This is a genomic window from Arthrobacter sp. ASL1, from assembly GCF_056680475.1.
In genome coordinates this window covers 3,389,707-3,410,130 of the sequence record NZ_CM155284.1, presented here as the reverse complement: position 1 = coordinate 3,410,130, position 20,424 = coordinate 3,389,707, and the positions used below count along the sequence as shown (strand labels likewise).

At 68.7% G+C, this 20,424-nt stretch carries 16 protein-coding genes; 1 reads left to right on the top strand and 15 read right to left on the bottom strand.

What is annotated here, in order from left to right:
• Positions 1-64: 64 nt before the first annotated feature.
• The 4 genes from gatB to AC1MEQ_RS16060 form a co-directional block, all read right to left on the bottom strand.
• Positions 65-1,576 (bottom strand): Asp-tRNA(Asn)/Glu-tRNA(Gln) amidotransferase subunit GatB, encoded by a 1,512-nt coding sequence (gene gatB, locus AC1MEQ_RS16075; RefSeq protein WP_479792126.1) that lies wholly within the window; start codon positions 1,574-1,576, stop codon positions 65-67.
• 1 nt (position 1,577) lies between these two features.
• Positions 1,578-3,125 carry an Asp-tRNA(Asn)/Glu-tRNA(Gln) amidotransferase subunit GatA gene (gene gatA / locus AC1MEQ_RS16070; protein WP_479792124.1) on the bottom strand — a complete coding sequence of 516 codons (1,548 nt, stop codon included), beginning with the start codon at positions 3,123-3,125 and terminating at the stop codon, positions 1,578-1,580.
• A 3-nt stretch (positions 3,126-3,128) separates the two neighbouring features.
• The gene (gatC, locus tag AC1MEQ_RS16065; RefSeq protein ID WP_479792122.1) at positions 3,129-3,425 is read right to left on the bottom strand and encodes an Asp-tRNA(Asn)/Glu-tRNA(Gln) amidotransferase subunit GatC; all 297 of its coding nucleotides are present in this window, start codon (positions 3,423-3,425) and stop codon (positions 3,129-3,131) included.
• An 86-nt stretch (positions 3,426-3,511) separates the two neighbouring features.
• Positions 3,512-4,036, bottom strand: coding sequence for a GNAT family N-acetyltransferase (locus tag AC1MEQ_RS16060; protein ID WP_479792121.1), 525 nt, complete (start codon positions 4,034-4,036; stop codon positions 3,512-3,514).
• Between the two features lie 40 nt (positions 4,037-4,076).
• Between AC1MEQ_RS16060 and AC1MEQ_RS16055 the strand changes: the two genes are divergently transcribed.
• Complete coding sequence (locus AC1MEQ_RS16055; RefSeq protein ID WP_479792119.1) at positions 4,077-4,892, top strand: sulfite exporter TauE/SafE family protein; 816 nt, start codon at positions 4,077-4,079, stop codon at positions 4,890-4,892.
• A 7-nt stretch (positions 4,893-4,899) separates the two neighbouring features.
• Here the strand turns inward: AC1MEQ_RS16055 and AC1MEQ_RS16050 are convergent, their stop codons facing one another.
• The 11 genes from AC1MEQ_RS16050 to AC1MEQ_RS16000 form a co-directional block, all read right to left on the bottom strand.
• Positions 4,900-5,736 (bottom strand): inositol monophosphatase family protein, encoded by an 837-nt coding sequence (locus AC1MEQ_RS16050; RefSeq protein WP_479792117.1) that lies wholly within the window; start codon positions 5,734-5,736, stop codon positions 4,900-4,902.
• A complete protein-coding gene (gene ligA, locus AC1MEQ_RS16045; RefSeq protein ID WP_479792116.1) occupies positions 5,733-8,123 on the bottom strand; it encodes an NAD-dependent DNA ligase LigA in 2,391 nt (796 codons plus the stop codon). Before ligA ends, AC1MEQ_RS16050 begins: the two co-directional genes overlap by 4 nt.
• A gap of 770 nt (positions 8,124-8,893) precedes the next feature.
• The gene (locus AC1MEQ_RS16040; RefSeq protein WP_479796159.1) at positions 8,894-9,193 is read right to left on the bottom strand and encodes an RHS repeat-associated core domain-containing protein; all 300 of its coding nucleotides are present in this window, start codon (positions 9,191-9,193) and stop codon (positions 8,894-8,896) included.
• Between the two features lie 199 nt (positions 9,194-9,392).
• Positions 9,393-10,094: a hypothetical protein gene (locus AC1MEQ_RS16035; protein ID WP_479792114.1), complete on the bottom strand. Its 702-nt coding sequence runs from the start codon at positions 10,092-10,094 to the stop codon at positions 9,393-9,395.
• A gap of 56 nt (positions 10,095-10,150) precedes the next feature.
• Positions 10,151-11,890, bottom strand: a complete 1,740-nt coding sequence (locus AC1MEQ_RS16030) for a serine/threonine-protein kinase (RefSeq protein ID WP_479792112.1) — start codon at positions 11,888-11,890, stop codon at positions 10,151-10,153.
• Entirely contained in the window at positions 11,887-13,575 is a 1,689-nt protein-coding gene (locus AC1MEQ_RS16025; RefSeq protein WP_479792110.1) for an FHA domain-containing protein, read from the bottom strand. Before AC1MEQ_RS16025 ends, AC1MEQ_RS16030 begins: the two co-directional genes overlap by 4 nt.
• A complete protein-coding gene (locus tag AC1MEQ_RS16020; RefSeq protein WP_479792108.1) occupies positions 13,572-14,408 on the bottom strand; it encodes a PP2C family protein-serine/threonine phosphatase in 837 nt (278 codons plus the stop codon). The genes AC1MEQ_RS16025 and AC1MEQ_RS16020 overlap by 4 nt, the downstream gene beginning before the upstream one ends.
• Positions 14,405-15,559: an RDD family protein gene (locus AC1MEQ_RS16015; RefSeq protein WP_479792105.1), complete on the bottom strand. Its 1,155-nt coding sequence runs from the start codon at positions 15,557-15,559 to the stop codon at positions 14,405-14,407. Before AC1MEQ_RS16015 ends, AC1MEQ_RS16020 begins: the two co-directional genes overlap by 4 nt.
• A 3-nt stretch (positions 15,560-15,562) precedes the next feature.
• On the bottom strand, positions 15,563-17,959 hold the full coding sequence (locus tag AC1MEQ_RS16010) for a transglutaminase TgpA family protein (protein WP_479792103.1): 2,397 nt from the start codon (positions 17,957-17,959) through the stop codon (positions 15,563-15,565).
• Positions 17,956-19,362, bottom strand: coding sequence for a DUF58 domain-containing protein (locus AC1MEQ_RS16005; RefSeq protein ID WP_479792101.1), 1,407 nt, complete (start codon positions 19,360-19,362; stop codon positions 17,956-17,958). The genes AC1MEQ_RS16010 and AC1MEQ_RS16005 overlap by 4 nt, the downstream gene beginning before the upstream one ends.
• Before the next feature lie 27 nt (positions 19,363-19,389).
• Positions 19,390-20,373, bottom strand: a complete 984-nt coding sequence (locus tag AC1MEQ_RS16000) for an AAA family ATPase (protein WP_479792100.1) — start codon at positions 20,371-20,373, stop codon at positions 19,390-19,392.
• Between the last annotated feature and the right edge of the window lie 51 nt (positions 20,374-20,424).

The following is a 20,424-nucleotide window of genomic DNA, read 5'->3' as shown; positions in this document are numbered from 1 at the left end:
CCGGAAACGCCCCAGGGCGGGCGGATCGCGATGATCCGCCCGCCCTGGCAGGTGATGCGTGGGCTCAGCCCTCGACGCCGAGCTTCTCCAGCACGATCTCGCGCACCCGGGCGGCGTCTGCCTGCCCGCGTGTGGCCTTCATGACCGGGCCGATGAGGGCACCGATGGCCTGGACCTTGCCTTCCTTGATCTTCGCGACCACGTCGGGCATGGCGGCCATGGCGTCATCGATCGCGGCACCGAGCGCCGAATCGTCGTTGACGACGGCCAGTGAGCGCTTCTCGACGATCTCGGTCGGCGTCCCCTCCCCCGCGACGACGAATTCGAGGACCTGGCGGGCGATCTTGTCGTTGATCTTCTTGGCTTCGATCAGCGAGTTCAGCTCGATGATCGTCGCCGGGGTGACGCCCAGGTCCAGGGGCTCGACGTCGGCGTTCTTGGCCAGGCGCGAGATTTCGCCCATCCACCACTTGCGGGCCACTGCCGGGCTGGCGCCGGCGGCGATGGTCTCCTCGATGGCGTCCAGGAAACCGGCGTTGACGACGTCACGGAATTCGGCGTCGGCGTAGCCCCAGTCCGCCTGCAGGCGCTTGCGGCGCTCGGCCGGCGGCTCGGGAAGCTGCGCGCGCAATTCCTCGACCCATTCCCTGGTGGTGACGATCGGCACCAGGTCCGGCTCCGGGAAGTAGCGGTAGTCGTCGGCGTCGGACTTGGGGCGGCCGGAGGTCGTGGTCCGGGTGTCCTCGTGCCAGTGGCGGGTCTCCTGCACGATTTTTTCGCCGGAGTCCAGGACTGCCGCGTGGCGTTCGATCTCGAAGCGGACGGCGTGCTCGACGGCGCGCAGCGAGTTCACGTTCTTCGTCTCGGTGCGGGTGCCCAGCGTCGTCGTGCCCTTGGGCATGAGCGAGACGTTGGCATCGCAGCGGACGTTCCCGCGTTCCATCTTGGCGTCGGAGACGTCGAGGTTCTTCACGATCTCGCGGATCGCCGCCACGTAGGCCTTGGCCAGTTCGGGAGCGCGCTTGCCGGCGCCCAGGATCGGTTTGGTGACGATCTCGACCAGCGGGACGCCGGCCCGGTTGTAGTCCACGAGCGAGAAGTCTGCGCCCTGGATGCGCCCGGAGGTGCCCATGTGGGTCAGCTTCCCGGCGTCCTCCTCCATGTGCGCGCGTTCGATCTCCACGTGGAAGACCTCGCCGTCGGACAGTTCGATGTCCAGCCAGCCATCGAACGCGATGGGTTCGTCGTACTGCGAGGTCTGGAAGTTCTTCGGGGTGTCCGGGTAGAAGTAGTTCTTCCGGGCGAAGCGGCAGTACTCGGCGATCTGGCAGTTCAATGCCAGGCCGATCTTGATCGAGTACTCCACGGCCTTCTTGTTCACCACCGGAAGGACGCCGGGCAGGCCCAGGTCCACGGGGGTGACGTTCGTGTTCGGGACGTCGCCGAAGGCGTTCGGGGCGTCGGAGAACATCTTGGTGGCGGTGTTCAGCTCGACGTGGACCTCGAACCCGAGGGCCGGGTCGTAGCGGTCCAGGGCCTCATCGAAGTCGACGAGTTCTTCCGTTGCGTGGGCCATCTCAGGCGACACCTTCCTTGGACGATTCGGCCAGCTCGGGGGCCTGGTTGATCAGCGGACCGCCCCAGCGGTCCTCCAGCAGCTTCTCCAGTGCGGCACCGGCCCGGTAGAGGCGGGCGTCCTCGTGGGCGGGGGCCAGGAACTGGATGCCCACCGGCAGGTTCTCGGAGAGGCCGCCGGGGACGGTGATGCCCGGGATGCCGGCCAGGTTGGCCGGGATGGTCGCCACGTCGTTGAGGTACATCGCCAGCGGGTCATCCAGCTTGGAGCCGAGCTCGAAGGCCACGACCGGGGAAGTCGGGGAGACGAGCACGTCGGCCTGGGCGAAGGCGGCGTCGAAGTCCCTCTGGATCAGGGTGCGGACCTTCTGAGCCGAGCCGTAGTAGGCGTCGTAGTAGCCGGCGGAGAGGGCGTAGGTCCCCAGGATGATGCGGCGCTTGACCTCGTCACCGAACCCGGCGGAGCGGGTGGCGGCCATGACGCGTTCGATCGTCATCGGGCCGTCGGTGGGCAACACGCGGTTGCCGTAGCGCACGCCGTCGAACTTGGCGAGGTTGGAGGAGACCTCCGAGGGCATGATCAGGTAGTAGGCACCCAGTGCGTACTCGAAGTTCGGGCAGGAGACCTCGACGATCTCGGCCCCGGCGCTGCGCAGCAGCTCCAGGGATTCGTCGAAGCGTGCCTGGACACCGGCGTCGTACCCCTCGCCCTGCAATTCGCGGATGACACCGACGCGGACGCCGGTGAGGTCACCGGAAGCGCCCTGCTCGGCGGCGGCTGCCAACTCCGCGACCGGCTGGTCGATGGAGGTCGAATCCTTCGGGTCGTGCCCGCCGATGAGTTCGTGCAGCAGCGCGGAGTCCCGCACCGTGCGGGTGACGGGGCCGATCTGGTCCAGCGAGGAGGCCATGGCGATGGCACCGTAGCGCGAGACGCCGCCGTAGGTGGGCTTCACGCCGACCGTCCCGGTGACGGCGCCGGGCTGGCGAATGGACCCCCCGGTGTCGGTGCCCAGGGCCAGCGGGGCCTCGAACGCCGCGACGGCCGCAGCGGAGCCGCCGCCGGAACCGCCGGGGATCCGATCCAGGTCCCAGGGGTTGCGGGTGTCGCCGTAGGCGGAGTGCTCGGTGGAGGAGCCCATCGCGAATTCGTCGAGGTTGGTCTTGCCGAGCATCGGCAGCTTGGCGGCGCGGATCTTCTCGATCACGGTGGCGTCGTAGGGGCTCATCCAGCCCTCGAGGAACCTGGAGCCGGCCGTGGTGGGCTGGCCCTTGGTGACGATGAGGTCCTTGATGGCGATCGGCACGCCGGCCAGCGGATGCAGGGCCTCGGCACCGGCACCACCGGCGGCACGGATGGCGTCGACCTCGGCGGCGACGGCGAGCGCCTCGTCCGCGTTCAGGTGCAAGAAGGCGTGGATGCCGCGGTCCCCGCCGTCGACGGCGGCGATGCGGTCCAGGTGGGCCTGCACGGCCTGCGTGGAGGTGACGGAGCCGTCACGGAGCTTCGCGGCCAGGTCGGCGGCGGAGAGCTTGATGATCTCGTTCATGTCCTACTCCCCTTCCAGGATGGCCGGGACCTTGAAGCGGCCGTCTTCGGCGTCGGGCGCGTTCTGCAGCGCCTCCTCCTGGGTCAGCGTCTTCCCGACCACGTCCTCGCGCATCACGTTGACCAGCGGCAGCGGGTGGCTGGTGGCCGGGACGTCCTCGCCGGCTGCCTCGCTCACCGACTTGATCGCGTCGACGATGACACCGAGTTCGCCGGCCATTTTCTCCAGCTCGGTCTCGCTCATCTCCAGGTGGGCCAGTTGCGCCAGGTGGGCAACGTCCTCACGACTGATGGCAGGCATGTATCTCCCCGAATTCATGGGTGGTGGGTTTTCCCTAACAGTCTAGTTCAGGACCGGCAGGCGGTTCCCCTTCGAGGGGCCGGGGCTCAGAGTGGCAGGACGTAGACCTTGAGCAGGATGTCGGTGTCGGGCACCAACCAATCGCGCTCGGGGACGTTGTGGAATCCCAGGTGGGTATAGAGGGCCTGGGCGGCCATCCAGTTGCTGCCGGTCGTCAGCGAGATGGTGTCCACGCCCTCCAGGTCGCGTCCGCGGCGGATGATCTCCTGCATCATCGCCCGTCCGGCACCGGATCGCTGGACGGCGGGGTCCACGACGAGCATGCGGAACTCGAGCTCGTTTTCCCGGGCGATGTCGGCATACGGGTTGCCCGCGCGCACCAGGGTCACGGCCCCAATGACGGCGCCGTCGCGCTCGGCCACGAGGATTTCGGCGGCTGCGTGCCGTTCGGCGACCTGTTGGACCACCTGCAGGTAGGGGTGGTCCGGATCATCGAAGTGACCAGCCGAGAGGTAGGACTCGACGGTAATCCTGCCGATCGCGGGATAGTCGGCCGCCGTGGCCTGGCGAATGGTGATGCGGGACGGGATGCGCGCTGCGGAGGAAGTCATCGTGGTCTATTTTGCCACTACCTGCCCCTAGGATCGGTCCATGCTCATCTCGCTGCTGGTGTTCGCCGCTTTCGGTGTCCTGACCGGATTGACGACCGTGTTGTTCGGCTTCGGCGGGGGTTTCGTGATCGTGCCGGTGGTCTACGCGGTGGCCGTGGCCTCCGGCGTCGGGCCCGATGCGATGCTGGTGGCGGTGGCCACCTCGACGGCGGTCATGATCGTCAACTCGCTGTCGGCAACGCTCGCGCACTGGAGGTCGGGCCGGCTGCGCACCGGAATGCTGTTCCCGCTGGCCGGCTATATCGCCGTCGGCGCCCTGATCGGCGCGGTGGTGGCGACCCGGGTTCCCGACACGGTGCTCCACGTGTTGTTCATCGCCTACCTGGCGGTCACGATCCTCGACTCGCTGCTGCGGCGCGGATTCATCGCGCGTTCACCGACCGCCCCCGAACGCCGACTCGGCCCGGTGACCACCAGCGCCGGCGGGCTCGGGATTGGGGCCGTCGCTAGTTTCCTGGGCGTGGGCGGGAGCATCATGACCGTGCCGTTGCTGCGCCGGCTGGGCCTGCCGATGGCGACCTCCGCGGCGATGGCCAACCCGCTTTCGGTCCCCGTCTCGGTGGTCGGTGCAGCGGTGTATGCGTTCTCGCTGCCGGCCGCCACATCATCCTTGTCGACGGGGCGGCTCGGCTACATCGACCTGCTGGCCACAGCTGGGCTGCTGGCCGGCTCGCTGCCCACGATCGCGGTCGCGAAACGCCTGGTGGGCAAGATGCCCGACCGGGTGCACGCCATCGCGTTCATTGCGCTGCTGGTCGTGGTGCTGGTGTCGATGCTGTTGATCCGCCCGGCCTGAGCTGGTATCAGCCGGCCGGCGGCGCGGGCAGTTTGCCGAAGTCCACGTACCCGGCGGCCTGCCAGCCCGGATCGGACTCCGGGCGCAGCACCGGGCAACCGGCTTCCTCGGCGATGAGTGCGCCGGCGGACCAGTCGTGCTCGCCGGTGCCGTATTCGGCGTAGGCATCCAGGGTGCCATCGGCGACCATGCACAGATCCAGTGCGGCGGAGCCGATCCGGCGCACGTTGGCGAATCCGGGCATGAGCGCGGCCAGGGCCCGGACCTGGAAGTCGCGGCGCTCGGCATCGTATCCGAACCCGGTGGAGACCAGGGTACCCGCCGCCCCGGCGACGGGCCCGGTCAGCCGGCGTGCACCGGCGTCGTCCCCGGTGATGGTGCCGCCGAGCCAGGCACCGGCACCACGGGAGGCCCACCACGTACTGCCCAGGGCGGGCGCCTGTACGACGCCGGCGAGCCAGACCTGCTCGCCGGTGCCCTCGGGTGCGGGGCCGGCGACGGCGACGGAGGTGGCGTAGTAGAGGATGCCGCGCACGAAGTTGGCGGTGCCGTCCAGCGGGTCGATCGACCAGCGGTACGGGCTGGCGTCGGCGGGCGTGGTGTTGCCATACTCCTCGCCGGTGATGGCGTCACGCGGGCGTTCGGCGGTGATGACCTCGCGGACGGCCTGTTCGGCGCGGCGGTCGTAGTCGGTGACCCAGTCCCCGGCCGCGGATTTGGTGTCGGCCTCGATGTGGACGCCGTGGCGTGCGGCCAGGATGGCGGCACCGGCGGCGGCGGCCCGCCGCGCGGTGGCCAGCAGTTCGGCGACCAGGTCGGTGGTGGTCTCGGGTTGCTGGCTCATGCGGTGTCTCCGTCGGTGGTGTCTGCCTCGGTGGTGGTTGCGTCGTCCGTGTTTCCGCCCGTGGTTTCGCCGTCGTCCGGTGTGGGTTCGGGGCCGTTCTCCAGCAGGGCACGGAAACCGTCCTCGTCCAGGACGGGCACCCCCAGGGATTGGGCCTTGTCCAGCTTGGAGCCGGCGGCTTCGCCGGCGACCACGTAGCTGGTCTTCTTGGAGACGGAGCCGGACGCCTTGCCGCCGCGGGTGATGATCGCTTCCTTGGCCTCGTCGCGGCTGAAGCCCTCGAGGGAACCCGTGACCACGATGGTCAGCCCCTCGAGCGTGCGTTCGGTCTGCCCGTGGGATTCATCCTCCATGCGGACCTTCTCGGCGGCCCAGGTCTCCAAGATGGACAGGTGCCAGTCGATGCCGAACCATTCGATGAGCGCCTCGGCAATGATCGGCCCGACCCCGTCGACGTCGGCGAGCTTCTGGACCGCGTCCTCGGCGGTCACGGCCTGCCGGATGGCGTCCATGGACCCGTAGTGGGTGGCCAGGGCCCGGGAGGCGGTCGGCCCGACGTGGCGGATGGACAGGGCGACCAGGACCCGCCAGAGCGGCTGGGCCTTGGCTTTCTCCAGCTCGTCGAAAAGCTTCTTCGTGTTGGCGGTCGGCGCCGAGGGTTTCTTCTCGGTGCCCTTGGTCCAGAAGTACGGAACGAGCTCGAATGACCCGGTACCGGCCCCCTTGGACCGCTTCTCCCGCCAGACCTTGACCTCGGCGAGTGCGTCGCGCAGGGTGTCGTCGGCGTGGCCGGTGGCCAGGTCGAAGATCTGGGCCTCATTGGTGATCGGGCCGGGGCCGGCCGGCTCGGCGATGCCCCCGAGACCGGCCGGATCCGGTCCGGGGCCCATGGTGAGCGCCAGGGCGGCCTCATAACCCAACGCCTCGACGTCGAAGGCACCCCGCCCACCGAGGTGGGCGATGCGTTCGGTCAGCTGGGCCGGGCAGGACTTGGCGTTCGGGCACCGGATGTCGATGTCCCCCTCCTTGGCCGGGGCCAGCGGTTCACCGCAGGACGGGCAGTGGGTGGGCATCACGAATTCGTGCAGCTCGTCCTCGCGTCCCTCGCGCAGCGCCAGTACCGGTCCGACGATTTCGGGGATGACGTCCCCGGCCTTGCGCAGGATGATGGTGTCGCCGATGAGGACGCCCTTGGCCTTGACGACGTCCTGGTTGTGCAGGGTGGCCATCTCCACGGTGGAGCCGGCGACCTTGACCGGCTCCATCACCCCGTAGGGGGTGACGCGTCCGGTGCGCCCGACGTTGACCCGGATGTCCAGCAGCCTGGTGTGCACCTCCTCGGGCGGGTACTTGTAGGCAACGGACCAGCGCGGCACGCGGGAGGTGTAGCCCAGCGCACGCTGGATGGCGAAGGCATCGGCCTTGACCACGATCCCGTCGATCTCGTGGACCAGTGAGTGCCGGTCGGCGCCGTACTTCTCGATGTAGGCCAGCACCTCGTCCATGGAGTCCACCACCTGCGAATACGGGGTGACCGGCAAGCCCCAGCCCTTGAGCAGCTCGTAGGTCTCGGACTGGGAGGCCGCATCGAGTCCCTCGCGGACGCCGAAACCGTGGACGAACATACCCAGCGGACGCTTGGCCGTCTCGGCCGGGTCCTTCTGCCGCAACGAACCGGCGGCGGCATTACGCGGGTTGGCCAGCTCGGGCTTGCCGGCCTCGATCAGGGCCTCGTTGAATTCGCGGAACTTCTGCGAGGGGAAGAAGATCTCGCCCCGGACCTCGACCTCCGTGGGCCAGTTGTCCCCTGCCAGTTCGGTGGGGATGTCCTTAATGGTCAGCACGTTGTGGGTGACGTCCTCGCCGGTGGTGCCGTCCCCGCGGGTGGCGGCCCGCACGAGCTTGCCGTTCCGGTAGAGCAGGTTGATGGCCAGCCCGTCGATCTTGACCTCGCACAGCCAGCGCAGCTGGTGCTTCGCCGCGCGGGTCCCGGCATTCACCGTGGCCCGTTCCAGCCAGGCGGTGAGCTCCTCGAGGGAGAACACGTCCTCGAGCGAGTACATCTGGGTCAGGTGCTTCACCGGGGAGAACGCGGCGGAGACCTCTCCGCCGACCTCCTGGGTGGGCGAGTCGTTCGAGACGATCTCGGGGTGGAGTTGCTCGATCTCCTCGAGCCGTCGGAACAGGACGTCGAACTCGGCGTCGGAGACCAGGGGGCTGTCCTCGACGTAGTAGGCGGTCCGGTAGCGGCGGACGTCCTCGATGAGCTGCTGGTATTCCTCGCGCAGCTTCCCGGCGGGGATGATCTCCTCGCCGGCCGCGGTCGTGGCGCCTTCTGAGGAGCCGGGGGTGGAACGGTCCGGGGTGTTCTGCTCGGTTTTCGTCACCCCCCTATCTTGCCCCACGGCCCCGACGAGTGGGAGCAATAGCGACCCGGCCCGCGGTGCTTCCGCTTGCCTTAGTCAGGCGGTTCCCCGAGAGCCCGACGGCGGCGCGCACTCTTTCTAAGTCGGCTGCGGTTTCGAGGTGGCTCCCTTTGGAGTACGGCACGCAACACCGGCCGTACGAGGAACTGCTTCTTCGGACACCTGTTCAGCTACGGTGCCGGAATCGCCGCGGCCCGAGGGGATGCGGACCCAGACCTATTGGCATCGCCGTCACGATTCCGGCGTCCTGGCCCATGACCGGATAGGGCTAGCGTCGTTGTGTGCACGTTCATCGACTACCCCGGTGATTTCGGCTTGAGCAGGTGCCAGGCGTTGTAGGCGTTCACGACGCCAAAGAAAGGGTAAACAACATGCCCCAGCCGACGAAGATGAAGGCGACGGCAGCGCCAACCAAGAACACCCAGACCGCGAACATGATTTTCATGGGTTACCCCGTGGAAATCTATGGAGGCCACTGGCGTGCCTGCACCTCTGCGGGTAGCTTCAACAGTTTGACGTCATCGACCTAACGGGTTGTTTTCGGTCGAAGCATTCTCCATGCGCGGAATCCCGTCGAAACACCCAGCACCGCGAATAACGCACCCCAGCCCCAACCCGCAGCTACGAAAAAAACCACTGCGTTTACGAGGAAAATGAGGCTGACCACTGCCAGGACATAACCACTGATCCACTTCTGCCGCGCAAAACCTTCGTCCATGTGCATCTCGCTTTCATGTGTTCGATAGCCAACAGACGGCCTTTTGGGCTACGGCCTCCGAAACAAGGCTAACGAAGGACTCGGCGAGCGGTATGGCAGCTGGTAGCAGCAATCCATCGGTCGCCACGACGCCCAAGAAGGCGTCAGCGTAGATAATGAATGCCACACCCGCTCCGAGGGTGCCGGCAGCAGCGCCAGCACAGAGCCGTCCGGCAAGCCCTGAAGGATCCGATGCGTTGACCGGGTTACAGCTGACGTAGGAGTACGTGTTGGTTTCCTGGCCACTAGGGTCTGGCTGGGTGAAGCGCCCAATACTTAGATCGTAGTACCGGGCGCCGAGCCTGATGCGACATTGGGCAGTCCCTGTGAGGTCCGGCTCTCAGGGTCACTTACCATGTCGCAAGCTGCCGTTGTACTCAATGTCAACAAGCCCTTGCGCATCCTCGATGACGTGACGAATGCGACTAGGAATCGGGGTCGTCTACCCATAGGGGCTGAATGTGTTGCCCTCTTCAGTCGTCGGCGTTCAGTTCCGCGTCCAGCAGCGGCAGGTCGGCGGGGACCACCATGTGGGAGGTGACCGCGTGTTCGACCAGGCGGGCGCGACGGTTGGTGGCGAGTTTGCCGGCGCCGCCGCGCAGACCGGCGACACCTGACTTGTCCAGCTTGTCGCAGACGTTGTCGAGCTTGCGGTTGAACTTGGTCAGCGGCCAGCCCAGGCGGCTGGCGGCCTTGGCGGACGTCGGGATGGAGCTGAGCCCGTTGCCGTCCCGGCGCAGCATCGGTTCCGCCAGGGCCACCACCAGCGCGCGTTGGGCATCGGTCAGGACGACGGGGCCGATCGTCGTCTGCCCGTCGCCGTCGTCGGCGCTCCACTCCTGGCGGAACGCCGGCGTGGCCAGGTGTACGGAGAATTCATACGTTGTCGGCCCGGCGGTGAACACGACGTTCGTTTGGCCGAACACCAGCGGGATGCGGGAACCGGGGGCGACCCACGCCTGCATACCACCGGTCGCGTCGGCGATGGTGGCCGCCAGCCGCGAGCCGACGTTGGAGAGCCACCAGATGTTGTCGTAGCAGGCAATCGTGAGGAACCTGCGGTGGAGGTACGGGTTGTCATCGACTTCCAGATCGCCCTCGCGGCCGATGGTGAAGGTCTGTTCGTCGGCAATCGGGAACCATTCCCCGCAGAAATCGATGTTTACTTCGGCCATGCGTCACGCCCCCTGCGTCGTTCGGTCGTCCCCCAACGGATTATCCACCACCCAGACTATCTCTTGGCGCAATACCTGCTGGCATCGGATGCTTTCCCATTTTCCCGCACCAGCACCACCTGGATGCACGTGGGGGCACCTTTCACGAGCTCCGTCGTGGCGGCGGGCTTCTCGACCTTGCGGTTTTCGCCCTGGTCGGTGGCCGTGACCGGAGCCCAGTAGTAGGTATCACCGGTGCGCGGATCCGGATTCTTCCACGTGAATGTGACCTGGCCTCCGGTGGCCTTCGACGCGAAGCCTTTCACCTGCGGGATCACGCCTTCGTTGCCGAGCAACGGGTCGGCGGGACCTTGGCTCGGTGGGGCACCCGAGGACACCTGGTCGGCGTCGACTCCCCGGTTCAGGGCGGCGACCACGAAGATCCCGGCGATGATGATTGCCAGCACGGCACCGATGCCTGCAACCAGTCCGGTGGGGAACCGTTGCCCGGTGGGCTCCGGGGACGGCGTGCCCGGTGGCACCTGCGGCACCCACCCGGGGGCGCCGGGTTCCTCCCCGGGGGCGAAGGTCGGCGTCCCGGAACGACTCGATCCTTGGCGGGACCCGTCGCCACGCCCGTCCGGCTGGCGTTGCCGCGAGCCGGCCAGTGAACCGTCCGGCAACCGTCCACGCATGATCGTGGCGTCATCCGTGCCGGTCGTCCCGGATGAGGTGGGGGCCGCTGCCTCCGCGGCGCCATCGGGATCCGCGGCGGCGGAATGGCTTTGTCGTGCCGGCCGCAGCACGGTGGGGTCCGCTTCCGGCCCCGCCCAGGAAGCTGATGGTTTGCCGGAACCGGTGCTGGCTTCCGGATCGATCGAGACGACCTGGCGCACCCGCGTGGCCTCGCCGTCGTTCCCCTCCCGCGGGTCCTCGCGGGGGGCCGGGTCCTCCATCACCTCGAAGGCGGTCACCGACAGGCCGAGCTCGGACTGCACCCGCTGCAAGGCCAGGGCCAGGTCGCGGGCCGATTCGAAGCGGGCCGACGGGTTCTTGGCCATGCTGGTGGCCAGCGTCTGTTCCAAGGCGGCGGGCACGTCGGGGCGGTTCAGCGGTGCGAGCGGCGCGGAGGAGATGCGCGAGATGAGTTCGCGTTGGGAGTTGTCCGCCCCGGCGCGGACAAAGGGAGAGCGGCCGGCCAGCAGCGTGTAGATCGTCGCGCCGAGCGACCAGACATCCATGCGCACCCCGCTGGGCGATCCTCCCCCGAAGGCCTCGGGCGGGGACCACGGGATCGAGAGCCCTGCCTCGTCATCGAGCGCATCGGTGGTTCCGGAGATGCCGAAATCCGTCAGCGCGGGACGGTTGTAGTCGGTGACCAGGATGTTCGCGGGTTTGATGTCGCGGTGCACGATTCCGGCACGGTGTGCCGTCTCCACGGCAGAGGCCACCTGGATGCCCACGGAGAGGACCTCGTCGACACCGAGGCGCGCGCGGCGGTAGCGCACGTCCAGGCTGGGCCGGGAGCAGTACTCCATGGCCAGGTACGAGTGGCCCTCGGCGGTGATGTCCGCCTCGAAGATTGTCACGATGTAGGGGTGCGAGGACAGCTGGGCCATCAGGTCGGCCTCGGACTCGAACCGCTTGCGGGCGCTTTCGGTCTTCAGGTCCGACAGCAGGACCTTGACGGCGACCTTCCGGCGGGGCCGGTCCTGCTGGTACAGGTAGACGTCCGAGAAGCCGCCGGAACCCAGCAGGTTCAGGTAGTCGTAGCCCTCGATCGCCGGCGGTGGTGCCGGCGGACGCTTACCGCTCACAGAAGGCCCTCGAACCGCAGCGAGACCCCGTCGCCGAGGTCGGCGATGTCGCCGTCGAGCAGCATCACCTTCTCGCCTTGACCCAGCCGGCGCGGCGGCATTCCGGCGCGCACGAGCATGGTCCCGTTGGTGGCCTTCAGGTCGACCAGCATGACGTGCCAGCCCTCGAGCTGGACCTCGAGGTGCGACCGGGAAATGTCACCGCTGGGGCTCTTGACCTGCACGACGCGCGGCATCGAGCCGCTCGCGGAGCGCCTGACCGAGGGCTGGCGTCCGACGACTGCGGGACGGTCCAGCTCGATGGCCTCCCCATCGGAGATCACCATGCGGCCCAGCGTCGGGCGCGGCACCTCGCGGGGATCCTCGCTCAGTGGCTCGCCGCACCGGGCGCAGGTGGAGGACGTCGGAGGGTTGGCATGTCCGGCGGGGCAGAGCCGTCCCAAAACCTGCGGTCCGGTCGCCGGGTCCGGCTGTCCTCCGCCGGCGGCGGGGGCCACGGGCAGCACCTGCGTGGGCAGGTCACCGCGCATCACCGTATCGCCGTCGTGGTCACCGGGGTGGGTTTCCCCGTCGACGCCCCCGGCTGGCTGCGGTGCGGCGGCGTGCGGGGCGGAACTGATGGTCGGCAGGTCGTCGAGGTCCTGGTCCGGCGCGGCGGGTTCGACGCCCGGGGCTGTGCCACCCGCTTCGGCTTCGTCGGCCCGCGCCTGGGCCCGGGCGGCGGCCAGCCAGGGCACGGCGTCGATGAGTACTTCCGGGTCGGGAAGTTCCTCGTCCTCAGAATGCGGTCCCGCGATGGTGTCATCGGAGACCGGCTCCTCCGCGCTGGCGGGGGCCTCCGGAGCGCCCTCGAGGGTGGAACTGGACATGATGGTGTTCGCATCGTCCGCGTCTTCGGCGGAGAGGGGGTCGTGCTCCAGCTCGGGTTCCGGTTCGGGTTCCGGCTCGGGTGCGGAAGGCTGGGGCTCGGGTTCCGGCTCGGTTTGGGGTTCCTTGGCGGCTTCCGGCTCGGGCTCCGGCTGAGACTCCATATCCGCGTTAGTGCCGGAATCGGGCTCCCATTCCGTCTCTTTCACGGACTTCTGTTCGACGGACCGCGGTTCATCGTCCACTGCGGCCGGTGCTGCCACGGCTGGGGAGACGGTTGCGGGCTCGGCATGTTCCAGGTCGGCCGGCGGGATGATGGGCTGCGGCGCCGACAGCGGTTCGATCTCCCCGGGGGCTTCCTCCGGCAGGTCGACGTGCAGGCGGCCGAAGCGGATGATGCCCTCGGTGATCGGCAACCAGTGCTGGTCACCGCCGTCGTGCTGGCGCAGTACATCGTCCAACGCGATGTCGAGGCTCTCCTGGCGCGGGATGCGCCGTTCCATCCAGGTGGTGACGCCGTGGCCGTTGACGTGGGTGCTCAGTTCGCGGCCCTCCGCGGCCAACGAGACCGGTCCGCGCAGGATGGTGTGCACGTCGGGCTCGAGGCTGACAATCCCGAATGGATCCATTCCCGTCAGGGCCAGCCCCCGTGCGGACAGGACCGCGGACAGCAGCTTTTCGACCCCCGTGGATCCGTCGAGTGCGGCCCAGAGGCCGTCGACGTGCCCCGGGTCGGTCGAATCGGGCAGCAGGACCAAGTGGCCGTGGCGCACCAGGGCCAGCCAGGGCCCCGGCAGATAGGTGATCCGTGCCGTCATTCCGCGCTCCCCTCCAGGCGTGGTTTGGTCATGCCGTCCTCGATCTGTTCGCGGGGGGCGGTATCGGAGAACTCGTCGTCGTCGTGCTCGAGCTTGACGTCGACGATGATCAGGGTGATGTTGTCCCGGCCTCCCGAGCGCAAGGCCGCCTGCAGCAGGTCATCGACCGCGATCTGCGGAGGGGTCCGGGACATGATCACGTCGCGGATCGATGCGTCGGAGACCTCGTTGGTCAGCCCGTCAGAGCAGATCAGCAGCCGGTCCCCCGGGCGTGCCGGGAGCATCCAGAAGTCCGCGTCGCTGTCCTCCCCGGTGCCCAACGCCCGGGTGATGACGTTGCGGCGCGGATGGGTCAGCGCCTGCTCGGCGGTGATCTCGCCGTTGTCGACCATCTCCTGGACCTCGGAGTGGTCCACGGTGACCTGCCGGAACTTGTCCTCCGAGAGCAGGTAGGTCCGTGAGTCCCCGACGTTGAACACCAGCCAATAGGGCGCCCCGCCCTGTCTGACCAGTGCGGCCCCGGAAACGGTGGTGCCGGCCCGCGAACCGGCCGCGTCGCGGATGGCCTGGTCGGCGGAGACCATGAATTCCTGCAGGTCGTCCGGATTCAGCCATTCGCCGGCCGCCTCCTGTCCGCGGGCGAAGGTGGCCACGCAGATGCTGCTGGCGACCTCCCCCGCCTCGTGGCCGCCCATGCCGTCGGCCACGGCAAAGAGATGCCGTTCGGCCAGCAGCGCGTCCTCGTTCAACGGCCGGCGCAGCCCGCGGTCCGTGGCGAACCCGTAGTCCAGCGAGATCTGGTCGCCGGCGGGGAGCGGCTCGGCGCCGCTCATGCGGGACCGACCGTGAAGTAGCGGTCGCCGAAGTACACGGTTTCGCCGTGCTCGGCATGCTGGGATTGCCCGGGAACCAGCTCGCGCCGGGTCCCGTTTTTGGCGGCGATCCCCGAGCCGTTGGTGGAATTGCGGTCGGTCACCCAGACCCCCGAGCTGTCGGCGGCCAGGTGCAGATGCGTCTTGGACACCGAACGGCCGATGTCGGCGTAGTTGAAGAGCTCGCCGACCTCCTCGTCGTCCCGGGCGGAGGGGTTGCGCCCCACCAGTGCGGTCGTTGCCAGGGCCATGACCTGGCCGTCGTCGAAGCGCAGGCGTGCACCGCTGGCCACGGGCGCACTCGTGGCGGTGCGCAATTGCGTGTGTCCGGCTTCCTCCTCGGCCTGGGCAGCGTCGTGGTCCAGTACCGGTGAGGCGGACGACGCCGACACGGCGCCGGCATCGGCAGGCTGCGGTGCCGCCGGGGCGGCGGGGGCCGCCGGCACGGGTTGGCTGGCCTGAGCCGGTGCCTTCCCCGGCACTCCGGTGATGGGGCCGTTGGCCAGCTCGGGGCTCAGGGCCGGCCACTGGTGCTCGGAGGCCAGGTAACCGGGGTGGCCGGGCTGCCCGGGTGCGGTCATGCCTCCCGGGGCGAAGGCCGAGGGGCCGAACAACCCGCCGGTGGTGATCGGATTGCGCCCCTGGTTCACGTCGACCACCAGGGTGCGGGCCGCCTTGTCGTGCCAGCCCTGGCGCTGGTGGTTTGCATCCCAGAGGTTGGAGAGCAGCATGACGATGGGGCCCGCAAGGGGGATGATGCCCGCCAGGGCCACCAGCAGCCGGCGGATGAAGACCTTCCCCCAGCCGGGGGCGAAGCCGTCCTCGTCGCAGGTGCGCAGGCCAAGGGCCAGGTTGCCCGGCGTCTTGCCGGTGTTGGCCTCCCAGCCCCAGAGGGCCACGGCGTAGGCGAGCACGAAGACCGAGACGATCATGGATGAGGTAGCCATCTCCGAGATCAGGTCCGACGAGGACAGGTAGGAGCTCGATTGCAGCGTGGCGAGGTTGGTTCCGTAGAAAACCATCCAGGCGAGCAGCACCGGCACGATGTCCAGCAGGCCGGCCGCCAGTCGCTTCGCGGCCACGGCGTTGACCAGGTTCAGGTTCTGGGCCACCGGCTACTCCTTTTCCTTGTGTGTCTCTACTCTACGGACTGCCGCCCGCCGGTCCCCGCGGTGCGCCCGCCGGGCGCTGATCCGGGTACGGGCGTCCAGGACCAGGGAACGCGGCGAGTACTTTCCGCGCATGCGCCCCCAGAATCCTACCGATGAACTCATCCCCGCAAGGTGCCCGTCCACATGGTGCCAGTAATCGGTGACCTGTGCCTCGCTCGGTTCCTCGTGGCCGAAGACCGCGGAGTCGGCCCGGTGGGCCAGCAGGACACTGGTTCGGGCAGTGTCGGGGAAGTCCCCCGCCAGCGCCTTGGCATTCTCCCGGCGCGTGCCCTTGGGCTCGGGCCTCGATCCCAGATCGGTGGCCAGGGCGATGACCTCGTCCCAACCCCCGCTGACCCGGTCGCCGGTCCGTCCCCGCTGGCGTCGGCGCGCGCGGCGGCGCAGCTTCAGCAACGCGACCAGGAGCAGCGGCAGCAGCAGGATCGCCACGGGGATCGCGATGTAGCCGACGACCGTCAGGATCGGACCCCAGAAGGCCCAGAAGCCGTCGTCCGTTTCATCGGCGTCCTGCGGATCCGGGGCGGTCTCGGGGGGAAGTTTCGCGTCGTCCTGCGGCGGGGGCGGCGGTTGCAACACCTGCGGTTGCGGCACGGACTGCGGTTCCTGTTGCGGGGGTGTTGGTTCCTTGTCCTTGTCCGGGGTCGGGGTGAAGGCCACCCAGCCGACGTTCTCGAAGGCGATTTCCACCCAGGCGTGGACGTCGGCGCCCGTGAGCTGCACGGTGCCCGCCGGGTTGTACTTCTCGGGGTAGAACCCCATCACCACGCGGGCGGGCATGCCCTGGTCGCGGGCCATCAACGCCATGGCCACGGCGTACTGCTCGTCGTCGCCGATCATCGCGTCGGCGTCCAACAGGGCGGCGATGCGGGCGGCACCATGCCCCGACAGGCTGGGCACCTCGTTCTCCTTGCCGTTGGAGAAGTAGCCGGTCTCATGCAGGATGCCCTCCATTGCCGCGGCCCGCTCGACGCCGGTGTCCCCGTCACCGGCCATCTCGGCGGCCTTGCCGGAGACGACCTGCGGGACGTTGGACAGCCGGGGCATCGTCACGTCGGAGAGGCCGAAGGCCTGCAGCTTCTTGCGGTCGATCTGCACGGGGAACTCGACGTTCGCGGTATAGGAGTCGCCCCGGTGCAGCCCCGTGGTCGCCAACGCCGTCTCGGCGTCGTCGTTGTAGAACAACGAGCGGGATAGCTCGCTGCTCCGGTCCCCCGCCACGTCCAGGCCCAGCAGCTTCCCGCCACCGGGGACCCAGACGCCGTCATAGCCCTCGATGGTGATGTCCAGCGTGCCGCGGGCACGCCGCGGGTCATCCGCCGCCGAGGCGTTGACGTTCGACGCGTCGCCGACGGGGGTGAAGTTCCCGCCCGAGCGCGGATCCACGTTGTAGACCAGCCCGTCATAGGTGTCCAGCGCGGCCAGCCGGATGCGTTGGCCCTCCGGCAGCCCGGAGACCGAGAGCAACGGCTCCTCCGTCTGGTCCTTGACATAGGTGCGGAAGCGCATCAGCGGGCTCGGATAGTCGTAGAGGTCGATCGGGGGCACGACGGCGTCGCGCAGCACCTGTCGCTGTTCGCCAACCTGCAGCGCGGGCGCCGCGATGGCGGTGAGCCCACCGGCCACCAGCAGCACGATGGCCCCCATCCCGACCCGGCGCAGCAGCCCCGCCCGCGCGAGCGGGGAGGTGCCGCCGTCGTGCAGTGACTGCATTTCGGGGCCGACGGCCCGGTCGACCTGGCGCCGCCAGGCCAGCCAGCAGACCAGCGCCATGACCAACACCAGGCCGCGCAGCAACGGCAGCGGGACCTCCCGCGTGCCGAAGACGATGCCCACGATGAACATCACCATCACCGGGATCGCGCTCCAGAAGGGCGAACGCAGCCGCCAGGCCAGCAGCCCGGCGACCAGTGCCGTGGCGTAGGCGCTGAGGAACGGCACCACCAGCATGCCGGCGCGGATGCCGACGGGCGGGGCGACCGTGAGGACGTCCTTCCAGGACAGCACGACGCCGGCGAGCAGGGTCCGCAGCGATTCGAGGGTGGGCAGGAACCCGGAGAAGGCCTCCGCCGGCGTGGCCAGGACGGTGCCCAGCAGCAGGTAGATGCCGATGCCGATCCCCGCCGCGGGCAGGAAGCCCAGCCGGTAGCGCACGATGCAGTGGGCCAGGGCCAGACCCAGGACCGCACCGCCGATGCCGGCAAACAGGTAGCGGGAGTTGCCGCCGAACGCTGCGTGCAGGCCGAGCACGCCGAGGCTGAGGCAGACGAGCAGGACGGCCGCGTCGATGGCCCGACGGGCGGTGGGCAGGTGGGGGCGCAGGTTCTGGAGAAGGTTGTTCACGAGGCCACCTGGTGCAGGATGAGCGGGAGTTCGGCCAGGTCTCCGATGGTGACGACCGTCAGGTCCCCGATGGTGGCCCGGGCCGGGGCCAGGCCGGTCCCGCAGCGCACGGCGAAGGCACGGACCCCGACGGGGACGTGGGTGCTGGCCCGGCGCAGCTCGGACGGCGTGGCGACCGGGCCGGTAACGAGGAAGAAGACCGAGGCGTTGGGCACCGTGTCGGCGGTGATGCGCGAGAGGTCCACCAGGTCGCTGCGCCGGGCCTTGCCCTCGACGCGGGTGAGGTCATCGAGCAGGTTGCGTCCGGTTTCGGTGCGCACCGGCCCGCCCTGGGTCAGGACCGAGAGGTTGCGCTGTTCGCGCACGGCCTGCAGGCCGATGGATGCGGCGGCGGAGACGGCGAGTTCGAAGTCGTCCTCCGAGGAGTACTCCCCCGTGTTGGATGACAGGGCGATGGCCAGGTGGGAGCGGCGGGTCTCCTCGAATTGGCGGACCATCAGCTCGCCGGTGCGGGCTGTGGTCTTCCAGTGGATGTGCCGTCGATCATCGCCCGGGACATAGTCGCGCAGGGCATGGAAGGAGACGTCGGAGGAGGACAGGTCGCGGGTGGGCTGGCCCTCCAGGTCGCGGATGAAGCCGGAGCTGGTGCCGCCCAGGGCGGTCGTGCGCGGGTGGACGAACAGGTCCTGCGCGTCGGTCCACTTCACCTGCCGGCGCAGCAGCCCGAAGGGGTCCTGCCGGATGGAGCGCACCGGGCCGACCTGGATGACCGCGCGGCGGTGGGTGGGAATGGTGAAGAGTTCGTCGTGCGAGGCCTCCGGGGCCAGACGCGGGATCCGGAAGAACGCGGTGGATGCACCGACCGGTAGCTCCATGGAGACCGGCAACAGCGCCTTCGGCGAGGCGTTCGCCACCTCCATGCCGCCCACGGCCCGGTCGCCGACGGCCACCCGGGTGCGGTTCAAATCCAGCGTCACCCGGTACACCGAGCGGCCCAGGATGAAGGCGATGGCCAGCAACAGCAGCAGGGCGCCGAGCAGTGCCGCGATCTTCGCCTCCTGCCAGCCGAAGATCCCGCCGAGCACCGCCAGGACGAGCACGACGGCGGCCAGCAGCCACCCGAGCGGGCTGACCACTTCGGTGGCCGGCTCAAGCCGGGTGGCGGTCCAGCCGGAGACCCGTTGCCAGGCGGGCTGGACCTCGAGCCGGATGAGCTTGACGATTTCGGCCGACAACGACGTCGGGTGCAGACGCGAACGTTGGTTCGTGGAGCCGGGACGGGGCCCGGTCCGACGCGTGAACCAGGCGGCGGCCAAGGTGCCCAAGGATCCGCCGGTGCGCCGCCCGGATCGCTGCCGGCTACGGGCGGACCTCCGTCCGGAGTCCTGCGTGGGGGTGCTCATGCTGGGGTGGATACCTTCCGGCCGGGCCTAGGCGTGGGCGCCGGAGCGCTGCTGGGGGGCTGCGGTCTCGACCAGGACGCGGGCCAGCACGGAGTCGGCCGTGGCGCCGGAGAACTCCGCCTCCGGGTCCATCACGAAGCGGTGGGTCCAGACGTACGGGGCCAGTTCCTTCACGTCGTCGGGCAGCACGAAGTTGCGTCCCTCGGAGGCCGCCCACACCTTGGCGGCGCGGACCATGGCCAGGGCACCGCGGACCGAAACGCCCAGGCGGGTTTCCGGGGCCTCGCGGGTTTGTTCGGTGAGTTCGGCGATGTAGTGCAGTACCGAATCGTCCACGTGGGTGGACGTGGCCAGATCGGCCATATCCGCGATGGCGCCGGTGGTGATGATCGGCTTCAGGGCCAGCGACCGGTCCCGGGTCGAGGCGCCGGAGAGCAGCCTCACCGTTGAATCGCGGTCCGGATATCCGATGGAGGTCTTGATGAGGAACCGGTCCAGCTGCGCTTCGGGCAGCCGGTAGGTGCCGGCCTGCTCGATGGGGTTCTGGGTGGCGATGACCATGAACGGGCGGTCCTGCGTGTAGGTCTTGCCGTCGACGCTGACCCGCGACTCCTCCATGACCTCCAGCAGTGCAGACTGGGTTTTTGGCGAGGCGCGGTTGATCTCGTCGGCCAGCACGATGTTCGCGAAGATCGGGCCCTGGTGGAACTCGAAGAGCTGGGTCTTCTGGTCGTAGATCGTGATGCCCGTGACGTCGGAGGGCAGCAGGTCGGGGGTGAACTGGATGCGGGAGTTCGATCCCTGCACCGTGGCCGAGAGCGAGCGGGCCAGCATGGTTTTTCCGGTGCCCGGCGCGTCCTCGAGCAGCACGTGCCCCTCCGCCAGCATGGCCGTGAGGATCAGCTTGATCACGTCCTGCTTACCCAGGACGGCCTGGCCCACGTTGGCCACCAGCTTTTCAAACGTACCGGCAAACCATTCGGCCTGGTCGTTGGTCATGGTCGTCGTCATGGTGTGTGTTCCTTGGTTCGTGGTGGGCTGTCGTAGAGGCGCGTGGGCCCG

Coding starts and splice junctions, on each gene's coding strand:
- AC1MEQ_RS16060 (WP_479792121.1), bottom strand. CDS start 4,036: ATGACTTCCTCCGCAGCGCGCATCCCGTCCCGCATCACCATTCGCCAG.
- gatC (WP_479792122.1), bottom strand. CDS start 3,425: ATGCCTGCCATCAGTCGTGAGGACGTTGCCCACCTGGCGCAACTGGCC.
- AC1MEQ_RS16000 (WP_479792100.1), bottom strand. CDS start 20,373: ATGACGACGACCATGACCAACGACCAGGCCGAATGGTTTGCCGGTACG.
- AC1MEQ_RS16055 (WP_479792119.1), top strand. CDS start 4,077: ATGCTCATCTCGCTGCTGGTGTTCGCCGCTTTCGGTGTCCTGACCGGA.
- AC1MEQ_RS16050 (WP_479792117.1), bottom strand. CDS start 5,736: ATGAGCCAGCAACCCGAGACCACCACCGACCTGGTCGCCGAACTGCTG.
- AC1MEQ_RS16005 (WP_479792101.1), bottom strand. CDS start 19,362: ATGAGCACCCCCACGCAGGACTCCGGACGGAGGTCCGCCCGTAGCCGG.
- AC1MEQ_RS16020 (WP_479792108.1), bottom strand. CDS start 14,408: ATGAGCGGCGCCGAGCCGCTCCCCGCCGGCGACCAGATCTCGCTGGAC.
- AC1MEQ_RS16025 (WP_479792110.1), bottom strand. CDS start 13,575: ATGACGGCACGGATCACCTATCTGCCGGGGCCCTGGCTGGCCCTGGTG.
- gatA (WP_479792124.1), bottom strand. CDS start 3,125: ATGAACGAGATCATCAAGCTCTCCGCCGCCGACCTGGCCGCGAAGCTC.
- AC1MEQ_RS16035 (WP_479792114.1), bottom strand. CDS start 10,094: ATGGCCGAAGTAAACATCGATTTCTGCGGGGAATGGTTCCCGATTGCC.
- gatB (WP_479792126.1), bottom strand. CDS start 1,576: ATGGCCCACGCAACGGAAGAACTCGTCGACTTCGATGAGGCCCTGGAC.